Below are 20,045 nucleotides of genomic sequence, written 5' to 3' on the forward strand. Positions count from 1 at the left end.
GTGCACGGGGAGGCGCCCGACTTTCGGGGGCGAGAACCTCCGTCCGATTCCTTGATGAAGCAATGAATCACTGCTTCACTTCTTCCATGCCGTACCGACGCACCCCCGCCGTCCAGGCCCGGCTCGACGCCCAGCGCGCCTCGGTCGTCGACGCGGCCCTCGCCCTGCTCGCCGAACAGGGGTACGCGGGCTGCACCATGGCCGCTGTCGCCGCACGCGCCGACATGGCCACGGGCAGCGTGTACCGGCACTTCCCGAGCAAGGCCGAGCTCGCCGTCGAGCTGTTCAGGACCGTGGTGGGGCGGGAAGTCGAAGCCGTCTCCGCAGCAGCCGGACGCCCCGGGCGCGACACGGCGGCCGAACGGGTGGTCGCGGTGGTGGAAACCTTCGCCCAACGCGCCCTGAAGTCGCCCCGCCTGGCCTACGCCCTGCTCGCCGAACCGGTCGACCCCGCCGTGGACGCGGAACGGCTCGTCTTCCGGCGCACGTTCCGCGACGTCTTCGCAGCGCAGGTCCAGGAAGGCGTGCGCTCCGGCGAGCTGCCGCCCCAGGACCCGGTCCTGACCGCCTCTGCGCTGGTCGGCGCGGGCGCCGAAGCGCTGGTCGGGCCACTGGCGGAGGGGGCCGTCGGCCCCGAGACCGTACCCGCACTCGTCACCTTCACCCTCCGAGCACTGGGAGTTCCGGATGCCGCCCACGCATGAGGTCACCAATCAGGCACCACCGCTGACCGGTTACGACGTCTCCGCCGACCCCGCGCTGTTGGAGGCGCTGCGCCGGGAGGGCGCCGGCTGGGCCGAGGCCGAGGTCCGGGGGCTCGGGGTCCGGGCGGGGGGCGAGGAGGCCCGGGAATGGGGTCGGCTCGCCGAGCGCCACTCCCCCGTGCTGCACACCCACGACCGGTACGGGCACCGGATCGACGAAGTCGAGTTCCATCCGCACTGGCACGCGTTGATGGACGTGGCCGTGCGGCACGGGCTGCACGGAGCTCCGTGGCGCGACGACCGGCCGGGCGCGCACGTGGCGCGCGCGGCCAAGGTGTTCGTGTGGGGCCAGGCGGACGCGGGACACCTGTGTCCGATCTCCATGACGTACGCGGCGGTGCCCGCACTGCGGGTCCAGCCCGAGCTGGCCGAGACGTACGAGCCGCTGCTCACCTCTTCGTCGTACGACTTCGGACTACGGGTGCCGACGGAGAAGCGCGGGCTCATCGCCGGCATGTCGATGACGGAGAAGCAGGGCGGTTCGGACGTCCGGGCGAACACCACCCGGGCGGTCCCGACCGGCGAGCCCAGCCTGTACGCGCTGACCGGCCACAAGTGGTTCACCTCGGCGCCCATGTCGGACGTCTTCCTCACCCTGGCGCAAGCCCCCGGGGGCCTGTCCTGCTTCCTGGTGCCCCGGGTGCTGCCCGACGGCAGTCGCAACCCGATCCGCCTCCAGCGCCTCAAGGACAAGTTGGGCAACCGGTCGAACGCCTCCTCCGAGATCGAGTACGAAGGCGCCCTCGGCCGGTTGGTCGGAGAGGAGGGGCGCGGGGTGGCCACCATCATCCGGATGGTCAACATGACGCGCCTCGACTGCGCCATCAGTTCGGCGTCCGGGATGCGCCTCGGGCTCGTGCAAGCGGTGCACCACGCGACCCACCGCGAAGCCTTCGGGGCGCGGCTGGTGGAGCAGCCGCTGATGCGCAACGTCCTCGCGGACCTCGCGGTGGAGTCGGAGGCCGCCACCGTCGCGGCGCTCCGACTGGCCGGGGCGGTGGACCGGGCGGCCCGCGGCGATGCGGAGGAGGATCAACTGCGGCGGCTCGGGCTGGCGGTCACCAAGTACTGGGTGTGCAAGCGGGCCCCGGCCCACGCCGCGGAAGCCCTGGAATGCCTGGGCGGCAACGGCTACGTGGAGGACTCGGGGCTCCCGCGGCTGTACCGGGAGTCCCCCTTGCCCTCCATCTGGGAGGGCTCGGGAAACGTCGCCGCGCTCGACGTGTTGCGGGCGATGGCCCGTCAGCCGCAGGCCGTGGAGGCGTACTTCGCCGAGGTCGACCGGTCCGCGGGGGCCGACCGGCGCCTGGACGCGGCGGTCGCGGACCTGCGCAAGGACCTCGCAGGGCTCGGTGACCCGGCTGCGGCGGCGTACGGCGCGCGGCGGTTGGTGGAACGGCTCGCCCTGGTCTTCCAAGGGTCGCTGTTGGTGCGGCACGGGCACCCGGCGATCGCCGACGCCTTCTGCGCCTCCCGCCTCGACGGCGACCGGGGCCTCGCCTTCGGCACGCTCCCCGCGGGCGTGGACACCGCAGCCGTCATCGCGAGGAGCGGCCCGGACGGGGTCGACCCGGGGTAACCGGAACGGCCGCAAAGCCGGGTGTCCCGCCCGTGGACACGGACGCGGGCGGGCCCGGGGTGGGAAGCTGCGTGGCGGTCCGATCGAGAGTCCGAGGGAGAAGGAGACCCCGTTGGGCAGGGACGCGATCCACGAGGAGCTGGACGACCGGGCGGCGAAGGAGGCGGACCGGGTGGTGGCCTGGCGACGCCATCTGCACCGGCACCCGGAACTGTCCAACCGGGAGGTGCACACGGCACGCCTGGCCGCCGACCACCTGCGCGCGCTGGGCGTGGACGAGGTCCGCACGGGCATCGCGGGGCACGGGGTCGTGGGCGTCCTGCGCGGCGGGCTGCCGGGTGACCGGGTCGTCGCCCTGCGGGCGGACACGGACGCGCTTCCGGTGCGGGACCTCTGTGGGACGGACTTCGCCTCGGAAGCGGTCGACGCGGACTATCCGGGCGGTCCGTTCCCCGTCTCGCACGCCTGCGGGCACGACTGCCACACGGCGATGCTGATGGGCGCGGCCACGGTGTTGGCGGGGGTCCGCGACCGACTCCCCGGCACGGTCCTCTTCGTCTTCCAGCCCGCCGAGGAGGGGCCGCCGGTGACGGAGGCGGGAGGTGCGCGGGCCATGGTCGAGGCGGGCGCCTTCGCCGACCCGGTGCCGACGATGGCCTTCGGGATGCACGTCACGCCGTACCCGAAGGGGTACCTGGGGTACCGGATCGGCAACCAGTACGGCGCGTCCAGCCTGATCCGCATCGTCGTGTCGGGCCGGCAGGTGCACGGCTCGACGCCCTGGGAGGGCATCGACCCGATGCCGGCGGTCGGTGCGGTCCTCACCGGCATCGGCCAGCTGTACCGGCAGGTCTCGGCCTTCGACCCGGTCACGGTGACGATCGGTCACATCGAGGACGTCGGGCGCTTCAACATCATCGGCGAGACGGTGACGCTGTGGGGCACGATCCGGTGCGCCGTGGAGTCCGACATGGTCGAGGTCCAGCGCCGTCTGACGACACTGGTCGAGCATTCCGCGGCGGCGTACGGTGCGACGGCCTCGGTGGAGCACCTGCAGTCCGTACCGCCGGTGCACAACAGCGGGCCGTGGGTGGAAGCCGGCCTGCCGACCTTCCGCCGGGTCGTCGGCGCGGAACGCGTGGTGGAGACGGGCGCGACGCTCGGGTACGACGACGTCTCGGAGCTGGTGGGCCGGTTCGGCGGCCTGTACGTGATGCTCGGGGTCCAGGACGCCGCCCTGGACCCTTCGGGCCGGCCGGTGCCCGTCGAGGGCGGGCGCGGGCTGGCCCCCAACCACAACCCGCACTTCTACGCGGACGACGACACCCTCGTCACGGGCGTCCGGCTCCACGCGCACGTGGCCCACGACCACCTGGCGGGCTCCCTGCTGCCCCGGAGCACGGAGTAGCCGGTCCCCTCCGGGGAGGTCACGCCCCGCTCGTCCGCGCCGCATCGCCGACCGCTGCCACGAATTCCCGGAGCAGGGCGGAATCGGCGGTCTCGGACCAGACCAAGCCGTACTCAAGCGGTGGAGCGTCGTGCAGCGGGACGTAGGCGATGCCCGGGCGCGGGTGGTACCGGGCTCCGCGGGCCGCCCCGGGGGATGCACCGCGGCCGGCAGTCACATGGGACAGGACCTCCTGCCAGGTGGCGGCGGCGGGCCCCCGCCCGATCACGGCTCCGGCCGGGGTGCGGCGGGGATAGTGGTGGTCGACCCAGTGGCGCGGCACGGAACCGCCGGGGGCGATGAGGTCGAGGCCCGCGAGGTCTTCCTGACCGAGCGAGGTGCGTCCCGCCAAGGGGTGGCCGGCGGGCAGGAGGAGGACCCGTGCGTCGGTGGCGACGACGGGACCGGCGACGAGTTCCGGCTCCCGGACGGGAAAGGCCGCGTACTGGACGTCCAGGGTCCCGTTCCGGAGGGCGGCGAACCCACCGTCGAGGGGAACCTCGCGGACGGTGACCTCACAGCCGGGGTGCCGTGCGACCAGGGCGTCCGCGGCAGCGGTGAGCAGTTCTCCGCCCCAGGGGGTGGCGAATCCGGCGCACACGGTGCCGTGGACGCCGCGTCCGGCGGCGACGGCGCGTTCGAGTGCTGCGCACAGGGCCCGGTGGGCCGGCAGGAGGTCCTCGTACAGGGCGCGACCGACGGGGGTGAGGCGGACGCTGCGACTGGTGCGCGCGAAGAGCGGGGTGCCGACGCGTCGCTCCAGCTTCTTGACGGTCTGGCTGATCCGGCCGGTGGAGACGCCGAGGCACTCCGCGGTCCGGCCGAAGTGGAGTTCTTCGGCAAGGGTGAGGAAGGCTTCCAGCTCGTAACGCTCCAGCACCGGTTCCCCCCTTGATGATCCTTGATCGTTGAGCACGGCTCAACGCCGGTTTCATGATGTCATCTTGATCCGTGCAGGTCACGGCAAGGAGCCTGGAGGCGCCCCCTCCCCCTGCGGAAAGGCCCCCGTGGTCCCCCGTCCCCTTGCCCATGCCCCCGCCCCCGCCCGGTCCGCGAACGTCCTCCTGTTCGCCGTCGCGGGCGCCGTCACCGTCGCCAACATCTACTTCCCGCAGCCGCTGCTCGCCGCCGTGGCACGCGGTCTCGACGTTTCGGAGCGGACGGCGGGGCTCGTCGCCTCGACCGCACAGCTCGGCTACGCACTCGGCATCCTGTTGCTCGTGCCGCTCGCCGACGCCGCACGGCTGCGCCGCCTCGCTTCGGTGCTGCTCGCCCTGACCAGTGCGGCCCTGCTCGTCGCCGCCACGGCGCCCGACCTGGTCACGCTCACGCTCGCCACGCTCGCGCTCTCGACGACGACGGTGCTGCCCCAGGTCCTCACCCCGGTGGCGGCGGTGCTCGCGGGTCCCGAACGGCGGGGCCGGGTCGTGGGTCTGGTGGGGCTGGGCCTGACCCTGGGCTCGACCCTCTCCCGCACGGTTTCGGGCACCGTGGCCGATGCGAGCGGCAGTTGGCGGGGCGCCTACGGGGTGGCGGCCGTGGCGACGGCAGCGCTGCTCCTCGTGCTGCCCCGGCGGCTTCCGGAGCGACTGGGAGCACGACGGCAGTCCTCGTACGCCGGGTTGCTGGCGGGACTTCCCCGACTCCTCGCGGTCCACCGCGAGCTGCGGATCTCGGCAGCACTCGGGGCCTGCGCGTTCGCCGCGTTCAGCGTCTTCTGGGCCGTGCTGGCCTTCCACCTGGCGGCGCCTCCGCTCGGCTACGGCCCGGGAGCCACGGGTCTCTTCGGGGTGCTGACGCTGCCCGCGGCGCTGCTCTCGGCCGCGGCGGGACCGCTCGCCGACCGGTTCGGGCCTTCCGCGGTGAACGCCGGGGGTCTGGTGTGCGCAGGGCTCGGCCTCGTGGTGGCGGGGCTCGGTCCGCACTCCCCCGCGGCCCTGGTGGCCGCCGCGAACTTGCTGGTGGTGGGGGTCAGCTCGTCCCAGATCGCAAGTCAGGCGCGGGTCTTCGGGATCGGCCGGGAGGTGGCGGCCCGGGTCAACACGGTCTTCATGCTCGCCACCTTCGGCGGCGGGGCGCTCGGCTCCCTCCTCGGAACCTGGTTGTACGCAGCGCACGGCTGGACGGCCGCGCTGCTGGCCGCAGGGGCCTGCAGCGCCGTCGGCCTCGTGGTGGTGACGGCCGCGCGACCGACGGTCCCGAGTTGCGTCCGGCACGTCACGGGCGAGGCTGGGGGTATCCGCCCGCGCACACCGCAGGGAGAGTCATGATGTTGGACCTCACCGCCCTCGCCGACGAGCACCTGGCCACGGCCCGTACGGCCCCGCACGGGCGCAGCGCCCATCTGGTGGTGCACGACGGGGTGCTGCGGCAGACCGTCATCGCCCTGGCCTCGGGCACGTCCCTGGACGAGCACAACGCGCCCCCGGCCGCGAGCCTCCAGGTGTTGCGCGGGCGCGTGAACCTGACGGCGGCCGGGTGGGCGGAGGAGTTGCGGGCGGGCACCTTGCGGATGATCCCGAAGGAGCGGCACGGCCTCACGGCCCTGGAGGACGCGGTGGTGCTCCTGACGGCCGTGAACGACTGAACCGGGTCCGGGGACCGGCCGCACCGGCGAATATGCGGTGCGGCAACGGAGTCCGGACGTGCAGACTCGCTCCATGACGGTGGAGACGAAGGCGTTCCGTGACGAGTTGGGCCGTTGGGCGGCCGGTGGTTCCGACGGCGAGACGGCGGGGGAACTGGCCTCGGGGCTGGGGCTCCGGACGGTGGTGCTCCTGGAAGGACCGAGCGACGTCGCGGCCGTCGAGACGCTGGCGGCGCGGCACGGCCGGGACCTCGTCGCGGACGGCGCGTGCCTGGTGTCGATGGACGGGGCGATGAACGTCGCCCGCTACGCCGCCCTGCTCGGACCGCCCGGTCTCGGCCTCCGCATCACCGGACTGTGCGACGCCCGCGAGCAGCCCTTCTACGAGCGCGGTCTTCGACGGGCCGGAGTGCTGCGGCAGGAGTTCTTCGTCTGCGTGGCGGACCTGGAGGACGAGCTCATCCGCGCGTTGGGGCCCGAGCGGGTCGAGGAGGTCATCCGGGCGGAGGGGGACCTGCGCGCCTGGCGGACCTTCCTGAACCAGCCCGCCCAGCACGGACGCGCCCCCGACCAGCGGATGAGGCGCTTCCTCGGCACGAAGAAGGGACGCAAGATCCGCTACGGCACCTTGCTGGTGGAGGCCCTCGGCACGGATCGGGCGCCGGCACCGCTCGACGGCCTCCTGGCGAGCCTCTGAGCGGCCCGGGGCTCCCGCCCAGGCCGGCGGGGACCGATTTCCGCCGCGACTCCCGCCCCCGCCCCGGCTCCCGTCAGCGGCTCCCCGCCGCACCGAAGAAGCTCTCGTACACCCGTCCGGACGCGGAGTCCACCCACAGCAGGTCCGCATCGTTCGGAGCGGGGGGAGCGGCCCGGCCCTCCCCGCCGTCGACGGAGACGTCCACGAGCCACTCCGCGCGCCACTCGCCTTCCCTCTGCACGGCCTGGAGGGCGAGCGCCCTGAGCGGCTGGTCCTCCGGAACTCCCCTCCCTCCGAAGCGGTCCTCGAACAGCTTCCGTACGGCCCGCTCGGCCCCCGCCGCGCCGATCTCCCCCTTGCGCAGTTCGAGCCGCGCGGGACCGAGGTCCACGTCGACCTGGAAGAGCCTCCCCGCAGCGTCGACGCGCACGTCGAGCCTCCTGGGCATCTGGACCCCTCCGTGCGTCCAGGACCAGCGGGTCATCCAACCCGACTCCGCAGCCCCTCCCAGGGGGTGCGTCTCATGGGCCGTGGCCTCCCGTGCCCAGGGGTAGTGGACGTCCATGTACGACCGGGCGACCTCGTAGGCCGCCTTCCCGCTCACGGGCGCCTTCGCTCCGGGGAGCGGGACGGTCTCTGCGACTGCGGGGCTTCCGTCATGGAGTTCGATCCTGAGGCGCTTGCGGTCCGGCCAGGAGAGGACCCCGGTGCCGAAGGCGTCCGGCCGGGCCCCGCCCTTGTCCGCGAGGTGGAAGATGACGTTCTCGCACGACGCCCCCATGCACGGCTGCTCGTACGCCTTCCCCAGGACGTAGCCATCGCCGAGCGCCTCCCGCACCGCGTCCTCGACCGCCTCGCGCTGCGCGGTGTCGGCGGGCGAGAGCCCCGTGCCGTCCAGGTGGGTGAAGGACAGCGCCGCATGCGCCGCCCCCGCACCGAGCAGCAGGAGCACCGCCGACGCGATCAGTGCCCCCTTCGCCCCGGCGCGCCAGTCGAGGCGCCCCCGGGCGGTGAGGGCCAGGCCGGCGAGGACGGCGCCCGCGAGTCCTCCGAGGACGTTCATCTCGACGTCCGCGCTGTCGCACATCCTCCCCAGTCCGTCCACGGTTCCCTGGGTGAACTCGATGGCCGGCGGGAGCGACACGATCACGACGAGGGCGGGCAGGGGACGTCGTAAGGCCAGCAGGGCGAAGAGGCCGAGGGGCACCGTCACGGCGAGGTTCCACAGGCCCTGGGTGGTGCGGAACGGTTCGGCGAGGTCGTGGTTGACGACGCACTGACCGTTGGCGGCGGCGCTCCTCATGAAGGTGACGCCCAAGAGGGCGGTGAGGGTGGCGGCGAGTCCCGCCCACCACCTTGCGTGGGGGTTTCCGATGCGTCGGGCCGCCCACCAGGACGCCGCCGCGAGGGCCAGGGCGACGAGGGCGCAGACGGCGAGGTAGTCGTAGTGGTGCTGGAAGATCGCGGTGAACATGGATCCGTTCTTCGTGGGCCTCGGGAAAGGAAAGAGGCCGGAAGGCCCCGTCACAGAGACGGGACCTCCTTGCCGAACGGTTTCAGCACCTGCCCCCGTCCTCCGCTCCGTTCCCTCCGGGGCCGTGCGGTGGAGCGGGGGCGCTGCCGGGTTCAGTCATCGCTCGTGACGAGGACCAGTGGCGTACCGCCGCACGGCAGCAGGCGCAGGCCGGCGGCACGGCGTTCGACCGGCGGACCGACCAGGACGGAAGCGACGTCGGGGCCCTTGGTGAGGGATCCGGCGAGGTGGGACGGGTCGGTGGAGGCGGCGACCCGTCCCCGTGCGTTGACGAGCCGGGCGGGGCCGGGCAGCCGCTGGAGCAAGGGCAGCACGGCCGCCTCGAAGTGGCGCAGGTAGACGTCGGCTGCGGCCACGCCCACGAACCGGCCGGCGAGGGTGACCGGCGCGGAGAGGGTGAGGCTGTACTCGTCGGAGCAGAGGTAGTCCACGTACGGGCCGGCGACGGCCCGGCGTCCGGTCTCGCGGGGCAGGGTGTACCACTCCCAGTGCGTGTAGTCGGAGTAGGCGGAGTGCTCCGGGTCGAGGTCGAGGAGGAGCGGCCGTACGGCTCCGCCGGGACCGCGCTGCCACCACTCCAGCCAACCCGGTGCGTCGGCGAGCAGGTCGGGCGCCGCGACGAAGCCCACGCCCGACACCAGTGGGTGGTCCGCGAGGCGGTCGTGCAAACCGGGGCGCAGGGCCTCCAGGTCCGCGACGGCGGGCTCCCGGTCCGCCCCGAACGCCTCGGACAGCAGGGCGCCGGTGTCGGCGACGGTCTCGGCGACGGCGGTGAACACCTCCTCCAGGGCGTCCCGGACGCGGGCGATCACCGCGTCGACCGGGTCCGGCGTCCCGCCCGGAGTCCCGTCCGGCGTCCGGTGTGCCGGCGTCGCGCCCGCGCGCCCGGCGTCAGCGGCGACCCCCGCGAGCCCGGTGCTCCTGCCCATGCGTGTCCTCCTCGGGACGAGGCTCGTTCGTGCGGTCGGGAGCCCCGAGGCGCAGCGCGATCAGCCGCCCCACTGACTCCCGTACGCACGTCTCGGCGAGCGTTCTGGCCCGCTCGTCGGCCTCATCCTGCACGGCCGAGATCACGGCGCGATGACGATCCGCCACGTCGTCGAGATGGTCGGGCTCGTCGAGCACGAGGCAGAGGAGCGCGCCCAGGTCCGTCTGGAGGGCGACCTCCTCGCGGGTGAGGCGGGCGGACTGGGCGGCGGCGGCCAGTTCGACGTGGAAGCGGCCGTAGAGCCGACTGCGGGTCGCGGGGTCGCCGGCGGCGGCGAGCGCGTCGACCGTTCGGGCGAGGGGGCGCAGGTCTCCGGGTTGGGTGCGGCGGGCTGCGAGCAGGGCGGCGGCTCCGGAGACGGCGGCCCAGTGGTCGCCGAGGTCGCGCAGTTCCTCGGTGGACCAGTCCGCGAGGCGGGCGCGCAGCCGCTCCTCCGGGGGAGCGTCGGGCAGGGTGACGAAACTGCCGCCGCCACGGCCCCTGCGGGTGGTCACGAGGCCCTGTTGACGAAGGGCCATCAGGGCTTCGCGCAGGGTGACGGTGGAGACGCCGAGTTGTCCGGCGAGTTCGGTCTCGCCGGGCAACTGCTCCCCGTCGGCGAGGAGTCCGAGCTCGATCGCGTCGCCGATGCGACGGACGACCGCGTCCACCCGGGCCCGAGTGTCGACGGGCGCGAAGACGGCCCGGCGGGCCGCACCCGCCCCGGCACCGTCGCGGTCCTCCGACCTGCCGTTCGGTCTCACGGTTAACCACCTCGCGCGTCGAGCGTTGACTCAGGCTTTACCTTAAGGGGGTCTTGAGATTTGAACTATGACTTCATAGGTTTGCGTTCACGCCCGAGCAACGCTCCACCACACCAGAAAGGTTCCCGCTCATGGAGGGAATGGCGATCCGGCTGACGGGACTGCGCAAGGCCTACGGCGCGACCGAGGCCGTGGCCGGGGTGGACCTGGAGATCGCGGACGGCGAGTTCTTCTCGATGCTCGGCCCCTCCGGCTCCGGCAAGACGACCGTGCTGCGGATGATCGCCGGCTTCGAGGCGCCCAGTGCCGGCACCGTCGAGCTGGCCGGCCAGGACGTCACCCGACTCGCCCCCTTCGAACGGGACGTCCACACCGTCTTCCAGGACTACGCGCTCTTCCCCCACATGACCGTCGAACAGAACGTCGCCTACGGCCTCAAGGTGCGCGGGGTGCCCCGCGCCGAGCGGCTCGTGCGGGCCCGGGCAGCGCTCGCACGGGTCGGCCTCGACGGCCTCGGTCGACGCCGCCCCGCCGAACTCTCCGGCGGACAGCGCCAGCGGGTCGCCCTGGCCCGCGCGCTCGTGGGCCGCCCCCGCGTCCTGCTGCTCGACGAACCCCTCGGGGCGCTCGACCTCAAACTCCGCGAGCGGATGCAGGTCGAACTCAAGGAGATCCAGCGGGAAGTCGGCATCACCTTCGTGTTCGTCACCCACGACCAGGAGGAGGCCCTCACCATGAGCGATCGCATCGCCGTCTTCCACCGGGGACGGATCGAGCAGGTCGCCACCCCCGCCGAGATCTACGAGCGTCCCGCGACCTCCTTCGTCGCCGGCTTCGTCGGCACCTCCAACCTCCTCAGCGGGGACGCCGCCCGGCGGGTGGTCGGAGCGCCGGGCACCTACAGCATCCGACCGGAGAAGATCCGGGTCCTCACCGACCACGCCGCCCCGGGCACCCCCGGGCACGCCTCCGTCACCGGAACGGTCGCGGAGGTCATCTACCTCGGCGACTCCACGCGCTTCCTGGTGGACCTCGACGTGGGCGGCCGGCTCACCGCCCTCCAACAGAACCTGGAGACCTCCTCCGCCGACCTCGCCTCCTTCCGCGGCGCCCGGATCGGCCTCCAGTGGCACCCCGGCCACGCCGTGCCCGTCCCGGACGCCCCGTGACGGACACGCTCCGTCCCCGCACCCCCTTCAGGCCCCGTCCCCTCACGCAACGGAGAACCACGTGCACCCGCACCGCCCCCTCCTGACCGCAGCCGCCGTCGCCGGGCTGCTCCTCGTCACCGCCTGCGGCTCGACCACCCCGGCCGGTTCCGGCAAGCCGGGCGGCCTGAACCCGCCCGCACTGAAGGCGCCGACCGCGCTCGGTGAGGCCGAGGGCGAGGTCAACCTGATCGCCTGGGCCGGATACGTCGAGGACGGCTCCAACGACCCGGAGGTCGACTGGGTGAGCGCCTTCGAGGAGCAGACCGGCTGTCGGGTCAACGCGAGGACCGCCGCGACCTCCGACGAAATGGTCGCCTTGATGAAGACCGGCGCCTACGACGCCGTTTCCGCCTCCGGCGACGCGTCCTTGCGCCTGATCGCCTCCGGTGACGCCGCTCCCGTGAACACCTCCCTGGTACCGAACTACGCCGACGTCTTCGCGGGACTCAAGAACAAGGAGTGGAACTCCGTCAACGGCGTCGCCTACGGCATCCCGCACGGCCGCGGCGCCAACCTCCTGATGTACGACACGGAAAAGGTGAAGCCGGCTCCCGACTCCTGGTCCGCCGTCTTCGAGGGGGCTTCGGCCCACGACGGCAGGGTCACCGCCTACGACTCGCCCATCTACCTCGCGGACGCCGCCCTGTACCTCAAGGCGACCAAGCCGGAGCTAGGCATCGAGAACCCGTACGCGCTCGACCAGAAGCAGTTCGACGCCTCCGTCGCCCTGCTGAAGGAGCAGAACGCACACATCGGCGAGTACTGGAGCGATTACCTCAAGGAGATCTCCGCCTTCAAGAGCGGCGACTCGGTCGTCGGCACCAGCTGGCAGGTCATCGCCAACCTGGCGAAGGCCGAGGGCGCCAAGGTGGAAGCGGTGCTGCCGAAGGAGGGGGCCACCGGCTGGTCCGACACCTGGATGGTGTCGGCCAAGGCCAAGCACCCCACCTGCGCCTACAAGTGGCTCGACTGGATCGTCTCGCCGAAGACCAATGCCCAGGTGGCCGAGTACTTCGGCGAAGCACCGGCCAACGCGAAGTCCTGCGCGGAGACAGCGGACCAGGCGCACTGCACCACCTTCCACGCCACCGACGAGGAGTACTGGAAGCAGGTGCACTTCTGGACCACTCCCATCGAGCAGTGCCTGGACGGCCGGACGGACGCACGCTGCGTGCCGTACGCCACGTGGGTCCAGGCCTGGACCGAGATCAAGGGCTGACCCCGGCGCCATGACAGCACTTTCCCCCGGGCTCTCCCCCGAGCCCGCCGGGCGGGCCGCCCCACGGGGCCCCGGTCCCGCACGGCGGCTCGCCGGTGCCCTGCACCGGCGGCCCCGACTGCGGCTCGCGGCCCTCCTCACCGCCCCCCTGCTCTGGCTGGTCATCGCCTACCTCGGCTCGCTCGCCGCCCTGTTCCTGTCCGCCTTCTGGTCGACCGACGCCTTCACCTCGGAGGTCGTGCGGATCTGGACCTCGCAGAACTTCGAGGAACTGATCGGTTCACCGGTCTACCGGACGGTCGCCCTGCGCACCATCGGCGTCGCCCTCGCGGTGACCGTGCTCTGCGCCCTCATCGCCTTCCCCCTGGCCTTCTACACGGCACGCGTGGCACCCCCGCGCCGCCGGCCGTTCTTCGTGGTGGCGATGCTCATGCCGCTGTGGGCCGGTTACCTCGTGAAGGTGTACGCATGGCGGCTGATCCTCTCCGAGGGCGGCCCGCTGGACTGGGCGCTGCGACCGCTCGGTCTGAGCGGGCCGGGGTACGGGCTCACCGCAACGGTGCTCGTCCTCACGTACCTCTGGCTTCCGTACATGACGTTGCCGATCCACACCGCGCTCGCGCAACTCCCGGACAGCCTGCTGCACGCCTCGGCGGACCTCGGGGCGCGCAGCGGGCGGACCTTCGTCTCCGTGGTGCTGCCGCTGGTGTGGCCGGCGGTGGCCGCCGGGTCGGTCTTCACCTTCTCCCTGAGCCTCGGCGACTACATCACGGTGCAGATCGTCGGCGGCAAGACCCAACTGATCGGCAACCTCATCTACTCCCACGTCACCCTGAACCTGCCGCTCGCCGCCGCGCTCGGCACCGTGCCGGTCGCCGTCATCGTGGTGTACCTGCTCGCGGTGCGGCGTTCCGGCGCGCTGCGCAGCCTGTGACCGGCCGGAAGGACCGCGATCGATGAACCTCTCCCGTCCCGCGCGGATCGCACTGCGCACCGCCGCCGGCCTGGGCTTCGCGGTGATCTACCTACCGCTGCTGCTCGTCCTGCTGGGCTCGCTCAATCCGGACCGCTCGGCAAGCTGGCCGCCGCCCGGTCTGACGCTCGGCTGGTGGGCGGCCGCCTGGGACAACGAGGGCGCCCGGGCCGCGCTGTCGACCTCGCTCCGGGCGGGCCTCGCGGCGACGGCGGTCGCCCTGGTGCTCGGCACGCTGATCGCCTTCGCCGTGCAGCGGCACTCCTTCTTCGGACGGGAGGCCGTGTCCTTCGCGGTGGTGCTGCCCATCGCGCTGCCGGGCATCGTCACGGGCATCGCCCTCAACTCGGCCTTCGGCACGGTCCTGCAGCCCCTCGGGGTGGAACTCGGGATGTTCACGGTGGTCGTGGGTCACGCCACCTTCTGCATCGTCGTCGTCTTCAACAACGTGGTGGCGCGGCTGCGCCGTCTGCCCGGCTCGTACGAGGAAGCCGCGATGGACCTGGGAGCGCACACCTTCCGGGTCTTCTGGGACGTCACCTTCCCCTTGCTGCGCTCGGCGCTGCTCGCGGGCGGACTGCTCGCCTTCGCGCTCTCCTTCGACGAGATCGTGGTGACGACGTTCACGGCGGGTCCGGGGGTGCAGACCCTGCCCGTGTGGATCTTCAACAACATGACCCGTCCTCAGCAGGCCCCGGTGGTCAGCGTGGTGGCGGCGGCGCTCGTCCTGCTCTCGGTGGTGCCGATCTACGCGGCCCAGCGACTGTCCTCGGACGCTCCGGGCGGCGGGCGGACGTGAGGAACGCCGGGGAGTGATCGCACGGCCGTCCCCACACCGCCTCCGCGCCGTCCCGAGGCGCCCCTCAGAGCGTCGGGGCCAGGGCACCCGCGGCGGAGTCGGCCGGAAGCACGGCGGGGGCCGCGGCCAGGGCGCTGCCGCGGAGCCACTCCGGCCAGCTGAGGTTCCAGTCGCCGAAACCGTTGCCGAACGGCGCCATGGGCTGTCCGTACCCGTTGACCACCCGCACGAGGTCCCCCTCGCGCACGGTGCGGAAGAGCCAGGCGGCGTCTTCGGTGCTCATGCCCGTGCAACCGTGGCTGACGTCCACGCTGCCCTGGGCGTCGAGCGACCACGGTGCGGCATGGAGGTACTCCCCGCTCCAGGTGACCCGAGTGGCCCAACGGACCTTGAGGTCGTAGTAGTCCTTGCTGCCCCGGGCGATGCCGATGGAGTCGCCGCGCATGCGGACGAGGGGTTCCTTGCCGAGGACCACCTTGATGCCGCCCCGCGTGCGGTAGCCGGCCTTGCCGGTGGTGACCCTGATGGTGCGCAGGAGCCTTCCGTCACGGCGGACGGTCATCTCGTGCGCGGCGACGTCGGTGACGGCTTCGATCCGTGCTCCGGTGGTGAAGACGAGGGGGCGCGAGGGTCCGCCGTAGAGGCCGTCGCCGATGCGTGCTCCGTCGAGGCCGCTGTGCACCCGGACCGTGGCGCGGGCGGGCCAGTAGGTCCGGGGGCGGTAGTGGAGGGTGGTGGGACCGACCCAGTGCCAGGCGCCCTCGACCCGGGGCGAGGTCCGCACCACCAGGGCACGCTCCACGGCACGGCGCGCGTCCGGATCGTCCGCCGGTACGGGCCGGCTGAGCTCGGCCGTGACGGGACGGCCCACGCCGTACGTGCCGCCGCCCTCGGGCCCGAAGGCGACGGTGAGTCGCTCTCCGGCGGGCAGCGGCCCGGTGCGGAGGTCCAGACGGGCCCGCTGGGGGCCGTTCGCCCCCTCGATCACCAGCCGGGCGGCGTACCGTCCGCCCGCCGGCAGCGGGGCCCTGCTCGTCCACCGGACGCCGTCCGCACTGCGGGTTCCGGCGATCCGGCGCCCCCGCTGGTCCGTGACGTCGACGTCGCCGAGCACGCCCGGTGTGCGGAGCGCGAGTTCCACGGGCCCCGAGGCCTTCGGGTCGAGCGCGAACGGCCGCCCGGCGAAGGCCCGTCCGCCGTCGAACACGAAGGAGCGGGGCGGCGCGGTGCACGGGGCGCCGCCGACGGCGCACCCGTACACCGTAACGACGGCACGGGAGTTCCCACGGGCGGCAACCGCCGCCTCCCGCACGGACTCGGGGCCTGGTGACCGGGCGGCCGTGCCGGCCAGGACCACCCCGACGGCGAGGAAGAGCACCCCGCCCCGCTTTGCGTATCGGCGTGACGACACGTCGGACTCCCTCTCCGTGCCTGCGGTGGCGTCGGCGGCTGTGGCCGACCACAGCATCAAAGCGGACAAGAAGAGAAAAAGATGATCAAGGGACTGGCGTGGCGTCCTGGAGTGCGGGCGATACGACTCGAATGGATCAGCGGACACGGGGCCCGGGTCCGCCCACCGGCCGGCGGGCGGGCCCGACCGATCGGGGCCGGTGGGCAGGACCGGGTCCGACCGGCCTCGGACGAACCGGGGCCGCAGCTCAGCGGGCCGGCTCCGGGAGCTCCTCGCCGGTCTCCAGGAGGGACTTCAGGCTGGAGATCAACGCAGGCCATCCCTCTCCGATCAGCTCCCTGATGATGCCGTCAGAGCCCAGGGCGCCATGGGTCACCGTCAACTTGACCATGTCACCGGACGGCTCGATCACGAAGGTCACCCGGGACCGTCGCTGTCGGGCGAGGTGCTCGTACGCATCGCCGTCGAGGCGGACGGCTTCCGCCCATTCGGGGGTGAAGGTGTGCCAGGTGTACGAGAGCAGACGGCCGGGGCGGGCCTCCAGCACGACCTGCTCGGGATCGACGGTCCTCCGGCCCCCCTCGTCCCAGACCATGGATGCGCCCGGAACCCACGTCGTCTCGAACGCCACGCCCCAGTAGCGGCGGGTGAGCTCCGGTTCGGTGAGCGCCTGCCAGAGTTCGTCGGGGGTGGTCCGGATGTAGCTGGTGTAGACGAACGCGTCGCTGTCCATCGCACTGCCCCTCGCATTTGCTGCCCCCGCGGCCTGCCCTCTCCAGCCTAGGCAGGGGCCGGACCGACCTGCCAGCGAAGGACCCCGTCCAGCCACGGGTGCCCTGTGGGTTGAATAGGTGCGGGAGAAACTATTCAACGTGCTGCTAGCGTGTCCCAATGTCCCTCAAGCACGCCGTCCTCGCAGCTCTCCTGGAGGGCGAGGCCTCCGGATACGACCTGGCCAAGATCTTCGACGTGTCCGTCGCCAACTTCTGGGCCGCCACTCCGCAGCAGCTCTACCGCGAACTGGACCGGCTCGCCGAGGCCGGCCTGATCACGGCCCGCGTGGTGGAGCAGGAACGGCGTCCCAACAAACGCGTGTTCAGCATCACCGAGTCGGGCAGACGGGACCTCGCCGTCTACACGGCCACGCCACCGCGCCCGAGCGCCGTCCGCGACGAGTTGATGGTCCAGGTACAGGCGTGCGACGAGGGCGACACCGCTGCCGTCCGCGCGTTCGTGGCCCAGCGGATGGAGACGGCACGGGCGAAGCTGGCCCGCTACGACCGGATGCGGGAGCGGATGCTCGACGGCCGGGACGAGGAGACCTACCTCGGAGAGGCGGAGCGGGTGGGGCCGTACCTCACCCTGATGCGCGGACGGTTCTTCGAAGAGGAGAACCTGCGGTGGGGCGAGCGGGCCCTCGCCGTGCTCGACCTGCGCTGCGCCGCGGGGAATCCGGCCGTGGAGGCCGTGCACCAACCGTGACCGGCGGCCGAAGGCGTGACGGTCACCCTACTCTGCGGTAACGTCACCGGTCGGCCGCCGCGGGCAGCGATGGCTCCACGCCAACGGACGAAGGACGGCCCCGGATGAACGTCGGTGACCTCGTCGAGGACTTCAGCCTCCCGGACGAGACGGGCACCCCCCGTTCGCTGAGCGACCTGCTCACGGAAGGCCCGGTCGTCCTCTTCTTCTACCCTGCGGCCCTCACCCCGGGTTGTACGGCCGAGGCATGCCACTTCCGTGACCTCGCGGTCGAGTTCCGGGCCGTCGGGGCCCTGCCCGTCGGCATCAGCTCCGACGGCGTGGAGCGGCAGCAGGCCTTCGCCGAGCGGCACTCGCTCGGCTACCCCCTGCTGTCCGACACGGACGGGGCCGTGCGCGAGCGGTTCGGCGTCACCCGCGGCTTCTCGCTCGCCCCGACGAAGCGGGTCACCTTCGTCATCGATCAGGACCGGCGCATCCGGGAAGTGGTCCGCAGCGAGCTGCGGATGAGCGCCCACGCGGATCGGGCGCTGGCTTCGCTGCGCCGCGCCTGATCACGGCGCGGCGGGGACGGCCGGAAGCTCCATGCGAACACGGAGGCGCCCGCTCCGCACGCGGGGCGTCACGACGTGCGGAAGCACGGAGGCTGGGCGACACTCGCTGCAACGCCAGGCCCCTCCCGGCCTGCACAGGAACGGAGCGTGCAGGAATGGACGACTACCCCCTCCTCAACCTCTTCTGGACCATGCTGTGGTTCTTCATCTGGATCATGTGGCTGTTCCTGCTGTTCAAGGTGATCACCGACATCTTCCGGGACGACTCGCTCGGCGGCTGGGGCAAGGCCGGCTGGCTGATCTTCTGCATCGTGCTCCCGTACCTCGGGGTGCTGGTCTACGTCATCGCCCGCGGCAAGAGCATGGGGCAGCGGGACGCCAAGCGCGCCAAGGAGGGCGAGGCCGCGTTCCAGGAGTACATCCGCAAGGCCGCAGGGCCACAGGGCGGCAGCGCCACCGATGAACTGGCCCGCCTGGCCGACCTCAAGGAGAAGGGCGCCATCACGGGCGAGGAGTTCGAGAAGGCCAAGGCGAAGGTCCTCTCCTGAGGCTCCGGAAGCGACGGGCGACGGCAGCCGCCCGCACCGAGGGGGACGAGCCGGATCCGGAACTCACCAGATCACTGCTGAGGGAGGTCGCGGCCGCCCCCGAGAGGCTCCCCGAGGCGCTCGCCTCCTTCGCCCTGCGACACTTCGGCCCCCGGGCCGGAGCAGCGGTCGAAAGCCTCCGCGCTTCTCACCCCGGCGCCGACACGGCGGCCCTCCGGACGCTCGTCCTCAAGCACGGACGCCGACGGGTCGCCACGGAAGGCGCCTTCGTCGGCGGCCCCTACCTGGTGCTCATCCCCTTCGCCTTCTGCGGTGCCCTGCTCTCCCAGGCGCGGACGGTCCTCGAACTCGCCGCCGTCGAGGGACGGGACGCCACTCGACCCGAACGGGCAGCCGAGCTCCTCGTCCTCCAAGGGGTGTACGAAGACACCACGACGGCCCTGGCCGCCCTCGGCACCGATTCGCACGAGCCCCGGGGGCAGCGCGGGCGGGGGCGCTTCGCGACGTTCCGGGACCTGGTGATGCGCATGGCGCGGCTGCTCGGGCTCGTGACCCCCTCCGAAGAACGCGTCGGCCTCTGGAGCCGGATCGGCCAGTGGGCACTGGTCACCGCCGTCTTCCTGCTCGGCCTGGTGGCCCCGCTCGTCTGGTTGCCCTACATGGCGGTTTCGTACGACCGCGCCACGAACCAGCTGATCGACCGGGCCACCCTCTTCTACGTCGGCACGCCCGACCTGCGCTCCCCGCGCAGCGTCCGGGTCGACCCCGCCATGACCCTCGCCGCCCTGCGAGCGCTCGGTTCGCTCCTGCTGCCCGCCATCGCCTTGCTCGTGATCGTCCTCACGGACACCCGGATCGCCGGCGGACGCTGGCCCGTGGCCGGGATCGTGCTGACCACGAGTTGTCTGTGCACGGGTGGCTGGTGGCTGTGGCGGCGTCGGGCGCGGACGCCACGCAAAGAAGCACCCCCCTAATGCGAACCTGAGATACCTCTTTGATACGGTCAGACCGTGAGGCTGACGAAGTTCACCGACCTGGCGCTCCGTGCCGTGATGCGCCTGGCGGTCACCGCACCGGAGGAATCCGTCACCACCCGAGAGGTGGCGGAGTCGATGGACGTGCCCTACGCCCACATGGCGAAGGTGGTCACCCGACTCCAGCACCTCGGCGTGGTGGAGGCGCGCCGTGGACGCGGCGGCGGACTGACCCTCACGGAGCTGGGACGACGCTCTTCGGTGGGCTGGCTCACCAGGACCCTGGAGGGCGAGGAGGAGGTCGTCGCCTGCGAGGGCGATCCACCGTGCCCACTCCGCAGCGCATGCCGGCTGCGCGGAGCGCTGCGCGAGGCGCAGGAGGCCTTCTACCGCGCGCTCGACCCGCTGACCGTGGCGGAACTCGTCGCTCCACCGACCGGCCCACTGCTCCTCACCCTCACCCCACGCCCCTCCGCATCGACCTGACCGTCCCCCCGACACCCCCTCCCCCGAGGGGGCACACCCCTACCTTTAA

General features: G+C 72.4%; 21 protein-coding genes. 15 read left to right on the top strand and 6 right to left on the bottom strand.

Features of this window, described 5'->3' with window-relative positions:
• Positions 1 to 86 precede the first annotated feature (86 nt).
• The 3 genes from ACFW22_RS20155 (at position 87) to ACFW22_RS20165 (ending at position 3,751) form a co-directional block, all read left to right on the top strand.
• Positions 87 to 704: a TetR family transcriptional regulator gene (locus tag ACFW22_RS20155; RefSeq protein ID WP_386406311.1), complete on the top strand. Its 618-nt coding sequence runs from the start codon at positions 87 to 89 to the stop codon at positions 702 to 704.
• Entirely contained in the window at positions 688 to 2,343 is a 1,656-nt protein-coding gene (locus tag ACFW22_RS20160) for an acyl-CoA dehydrogenase family protein (RefSeq protein ID WP_386406314.1), read from the top strand. Before ACFW22_RS20155 ends, ACFW22_RS20160 begins: the two co-directional genes overlap by 17 nt.
• A gap of 112 nt (positions 2,344 to 2,455) precedes the next feature.
• Positions 2,456 to 3,751 (top strand): amidohydrolase, encoded by a 1,296-nt coding sequence (locus ACFW22_RS20165; RefSeq protein ID WP_386406317.1) that lies wholly within the window; start codon positions 2,456 to 2,458, stop codon positions 3,749 to 3,751.
• Positions 3,752 to 3,770: 19 nt separating this feature from the next.
• Here the strand turns inward: ACFW22_RS20165 and ACFW22_RS20170 are convergent, their stop codons facing one another.
• Positions 3,771 to 4,670 carry a LysR family transcriptional regulator gene (locus tag ACFW22_RS20170; RefSeq protein ID WP_386406320.1) on the bottom strand — a complete coding sequence of 300 codons (900 nt, stop codon included), beginning with the start codon at positions 4,668 to 4,670 and terminating at the stop codon, positions 3,771 to 3,773.
• A 127-nt stretch (positions 4,671 to 4,797) separates the two neighbouring features.
• Between ACFW22_RS20170 and ACFW22_RS20175 the strand changes: the two genes are divergently transcribed.
• The 3 genes from ACFW22_RS20175 to ACFW22_RS20185 all read left to right on the top strand — a co-directional run bounded on the left by ACFW22_RS20175 (position 4,798) and on the right by ACFW22_RS20185 (position 7,074).
• Positions 4,798 to 6,060, top strand: a complete 1,263-nt coding sequence (locus ACFW22_RS20175; protein ID WP_386406323.1) for an MFS transporter — start codon at positions 4,798 to 4,800, stop codon at positions 6,058 to 6,060.
• Positions 6,060 to 6,377, top strand: a complete 318-nt coding sequence (locus ACFW22_RS20180) for a cupin (RefSeq protein ID WP_386406436.1) — start codon at positions 6,060 to 6,062, stop codon at positions 6,375 to 6,377. Before ACFW22_RS20175 ends, ACFW22_RS20180 begins: the two co-directional genes overlap by 1 nt.
• 73 nt (positions 6,378 to 6,450) lie before the next feature.
• A complete protein-coding gene (locus ACFW22_RS20185) occupies positions 6,451 to 7,074 on the top strand; it encodes a TOPRIM nucleotidyl transferase/hydrolase domain-containing protein (RefSeq protein WP_386406326.1) in 624 nt (207 codons plus the stop codon).
• 73 nt (positions 7,075 to 7,147) lie between these two features.
• On the opposite strand, the gene ACFW22_RS20190 is transcribed toward ACFW22_RS20185, so the two are convergent.
• The 3 genes from ACFW22_RS20190 to ACFW22_RS20200 form a co-directional block, all read right to left on the bottom strand.
• Positions 7,148 to 8,548: a VanZ family protein gene (locus ACFW22_RS20190; protein ID WP_386406329.1), complete on the bottom strand. Its 1,401-nt coding sequence runs from the start codon at positions 8,546 to 8,548 to the stop codon at positions 7,148 to 7,150.
• 152 nt (positions 8,549 to 8,700) lie between these two features.
• A complete protein-coding gene (locus tag ACFW22_RS20195) occupies positions 8,701 to 9,537 on the bottom strand; it encodes a cache domain-containing protein (RefSeq protein WP_386406332.1) in 837 nt (278 codons plus the stop codon).
• A complete protein-coding gene (locus ACFW22_RS20200; protein ID WP_386406335.1) occupies positions 9,500 to 10,339 on the bottom strand; it encodes a FadR/GntR family transcriptional regulator in 840 nt (279 codons plus the stop codon). Before ACFW22_RS20200 ends, ACFW22_RS20195 begins: the two co-directional genes overlap by 38 nt.
• A 131-nt stretch (positions 10,340 to 10,470) precedes the next feature.
• On the opposite strand from ACFW22_RS20200, the gene ACFW22_RS20205 reads away from it, so the two are divergent.
• The 4 genes from ACFW22_RS20205 to ACFW22_RS20220 all read left to right on the top strand — a co-directional run bounded on the left by ACFW22_RS20205 (position 10,471) and on the right by ACFW22_RS20220 (position 14,541).
• Positions 10,471 to 11,508, top strand: a complete 1,038-nt coding sequence (locus ACFW22_RS20205) for an ABC transporter ATP-binding protein (RefSeq protein WP_386406338.1) — start codon at positions 10,471 to 10,473, stop codon at positions 11,506 to 11,508.
• A 61-nt stretch (positions 11,509 to 11,569) separates the two neighbouring features.
• Positions 11,570 to 12,769 (top strand): ABC transporter substrate-binding protein, encoded by a 1,200-nt coding sequence (locus ACFW22_RS20210; RefSeq protein WP_386406341.1) that lies wholly within the window; start codon positions 11,570 to 11,572, stop codon positions 12,767 to 12,769.
• Between the two features lie 10 nt (positions 12,770 to 12,779).
• Entirely contained in the window at positions 12,780 to 13,703 is a 924-nt protein-coding gene (locus ACFW22_RS20215; protein ID WP_386406344.1) for an ABC transporter permease, read from the top strand.
• A gap of 22 nt (positions 13,704 to 13,725) precedes the next feature.
• Entirely contained in the window at positions 13,726 to 14,541 is an 816-nt protein-coding gene (locus ACFW22_RS20220) for an ABC transporter permease (RefSeq protein ID WP_386406347.1), read from the top strand.
• Positions 14,542 to 14,605: 64 nt separating this feature from the next.
• Here ACFW22_RS20220 and ACFW22_RS20225 read toward each other — a convergent pair whose 3' ends face one another.
• Complete coding sequence (locus ACFW22_RS20225) at positions 14,606 to 15,952, bottom strand: Ig-like domain-containing protein (RefSeq protein ID WP_386406350.1); 1,347 nt, start codon at positions 15,950 to 15,952, stop codon at positions 14,606 to 14,608.
• 247 nt (positions 15,953 to 16,199) lie between these two features.
• Entirely contained in the window at positions 16,200 to 16,685 is a 486-nt protein-coding gene (locus ACFW22_RS20230; RefSeq protein WP_386406353.1) for an SRPBCC family protein, read from the bottom strand.
• A gap of 158 nt (positions 16,686 to 16,843) precedes the next feature.
• Here ACFW22_RS20230 and ACFW22_RS20235 point away from each other — a divergent pair, with 158 nt between their 5' ends.
• The 5 genes from ACFW22_RS20235 to ACFW22_RS20255 all read left to right on the top strand — a co-directional run bounded on the left by ACFW22_RS20235 (position 16,844) and on the right by ACFW22_RS20255 (position 19,996).
• A complete protein-coding gene (locus tag ACFW22_RS20235; protein WP_386406356.1) occupies positions 16,844 to 17,434 on the top strand; it encodes a PadR family transcriptional regulator in 591 nt (196 codons plus the stop codon).
• 104 nt (positions 17,435 to 17,538) lie between these two features.
• Positions 17,539 to 17,988, top strand: coding sequence for a peroxiredoxin (locus ACFW22_RS20240; RefSeq protein ID WP_386406359.1), 450 nt, complete (start codon positions 17,539 to 17,541; stop codon positions 17,986 to 17,988).
• A gap of 155 nt (positions 17,989 to 18,143) precedes the next feature.
• A complete protein-coding gene (locus ACFW22_RS20245; RefSeq protein ID WP_386406362.1) occupies positions 18,144 to 18,536 on the top strand; it encodes an SHOCT domain-containing protein in 393 nt (130 codons plus the stop codon).
• 287 nt (positions 18,537 to 18,823) lie between these two features.
• Positions 18,824 to 19,510, top strand: coding sequence for a hypothetical protein (locus tag ACFW22_RS20250; protein ID WP_386406365.1), 687 nt, complete (start codon positions 18,824 to 18,826; stop codon positions 19,508 to 19,510).
• A 36-nt stretch (positions 19,511 to 19,546) separates the two neighbouring features.
• Positions 19,547 to 19,996, top strand: coding sequence for an RrF2 family transcriptional regulator (locus ACFW22_RS20255; RefSeq protein WP_386406368.1), 450 nt, complete (start codon positions 19,547 to 19,549; stop codon positions 19,994 to 19,996).
• Positions 19,997 to 20,045: the final 49 nt, after the last annotated feature.

Source organism: Streptomyces sp. NPDC058872 (assembly GCF_042743065.1).
Classification (GTDB): domain Bacteria; phylum Actinomycetota; class Actinomycetes; order Streptomycetales; family Streptomycetaceae; genus Streptomyces.